2 protein-coding genes are annotated in these 1942 nt (G+C 63.9%); both read right to left on the reverse strand.

All coding sequences use genetic code 11. The features are described 5' to 3' along the window. Positions 1-17 precede the first annotated feature (17 nt). The gene (locus DBR24_RS20405) at positions 18-1205 is read right to left on the reverse strand and encodes an acyl-CoA dehydrogenase family protein (RefSeq protein WP_128615667.1); all 1188 of its coding nucleotides are present in this window, start codon (positions 1203-1205) and stop codon (positions 18-20) included. 44 nt (positions 1206-1249) lie between these two features. After that, the coding region (locus DBR24_RS33060) for an LLM class flavin-dependent oxidoreductase (protein WP_256591692.1) at positions 1250-1942 on the reverse strand (693 nt) is incomplete at its 5' end.

The raw sequence follows: 1942 nt of genomic DNA on the forward strand, positions 1-1942 counted from the left end.
TCCTTATAGAGGCAGGATCAGGAATAGAACGTCGGCACTGGCAGGGACTGGTTCAGCGCCCAGTCGCCCAACTCGTGGAGTTTGTAATCCAGCGGGTCGTGCAGGGTTTGCGTACGCAGGTTGCGCCAGTGGCGGTCGAGGCGCAGCGAGGCATGGGTGGAACGCGCGCCGGTCACCTCGAACAGATGGCTGCAGATATCCAGGCCCTGGCGGCTGGCCGCGACTTTGGCCGTGGCAATCGCGGTGGCGACATGGCCGCGCTCTTCAGCGCTGAGGCTCGCACCCTTGGCCCACGCGGCATCGAGCAATGCCGCGGCGCGCTCGACCAGCAGGCGGATGCCTTCCAGGGCGACCCAGAATTCGCCGTAATGGGCGAGCACGTAAGGATCTTCGCGCACATCGCGGGCCGACGATTTGTGCCACAGCCGGGTTTCCTTGAGGGTGTAGTGCCGCGCTTCCTCGAAAGCGCCTTCGGCGATGCCGAGAAACATGTGGGTGAAGGTCAGTTGCGCGATCAACGGCCGCAGGCAGGCGAACGGTGTGCTCAGCGGTCCGGGATCGAGGAGCAATTCCGACTCCTCGACCCGCACCCGTTCGAACGTGGCGCTGCCGCTGTCGGTCTGGCGCTGGCCGATGTTGTTCCAGTCATCGTGCAGGGTGATGCCACTGCGCCCGCTGGGGATCGCTGCGATCAGCAACTTGCCGCCGGCGTTTTCATCCACCGCCGAGGCGATCAGCATCTGCGAGTCGCTGGCGCCGGAGCAGAAGCTTTTCTTCCCGGAAAACTCGCGCCAGCCGCCGAGATCCTTGACCACGGTGCGGGTGTCGAGGGGATTGAGCGCATTGCCCCAGAACCAGTTCTGCCGCGCCGTCTGTTCGAACCAGGGTTGCCATTGTTCCGGGCGGGAAAACAGGCGCACGGTGGCGAGCATCAAGTGATGAAAGCCGAAGACGTGGGCGATGGAGCTGTCGACCTTGGCGAACTCGCGCACGATCTGCAGGGTTTCGCTCCAGCTCGCGCCGAGGCCGCCGTAGCGAACGGGAATGCTCAGGGCCAGCAGGCCACTGTCGCGCAGGGCATCGCGCTCAGCCTTCGGCGTGCCTCCACGTTCGTCGCGCTCGACGGCTGTCAGGGCAAATTCGGCGGCCAGTTGGCGGGCGGTCTGAAGCGGGGATAGCAGGGTACTTTGCGGTTTGGCAGTCACACGGTGTTCCTCGAAATCGATTGCAGTCCCTCTATGGGCGCGGGTCAGGACTTGGTGGGCAGCACATCATTGGCGATCATTTCGCCAAACGGCCCGGTGAGGTTGGTCACGCCACGCCCAGCCAGGCTCGCGTAAGGTTCCGGCAACAGTGGGAACACCAGTTCGGCAAAACGGTAAGCCTCTTCCAGGTGCGGATAACCGGAAAAGATAAAACTCTCGATGCCCAGGTCCGCGTATTCCTTGATTCGCGTCGCCACTTGTTGCGGATCGCCGACCAGCGCGGTACCGGCACCGCCGCGCACCAGACCGACACCGGCCCACAGGTTTGGCGCGATTTCGAGGTTGTCGCGACGGCCATCGTGCAACGCCGCCATGCGCCGCTGACCCTCGGAGTCGAAACGCGAGAAGGATTTCTGCGCGGCTTCAATGGTTTCGTCACTGATGTGTTCAATCAGCTTGTCCGCGGCTTTCCACGCCTCTTCGGCGGTCTCGCGCACGATCACATGCAGGCGAATGCCGAACTTGACCTTGCGTCCGTGCCGCGCGGCGCGCTCGCGCACATCAGCCAGTTTTTCCGCGACGGCGGCGGGTGGTTCACCCCAGGTCAGGTAGACATCGACCTGTTCGGCGGCCAGGTCATGGGCCGCGTCGGACGAACCGCCGAAGTACAGCGGCGGGTAAGGTTTCTGCACCGGCGGATACAGCGCTTTGGCGTTCTGCACCTTCAGGTGCTTGCC

Source organism: Pseudomonas sp. HMWF006 (assembly GCF_003061205.1).
GTDB lineage: Bacteria > Pseudomonadota > Gammaproteobacteria > Pseudomonadales > Pseudomonadaceae > Aquipseudomonas > Aquipseudomonas monsensis.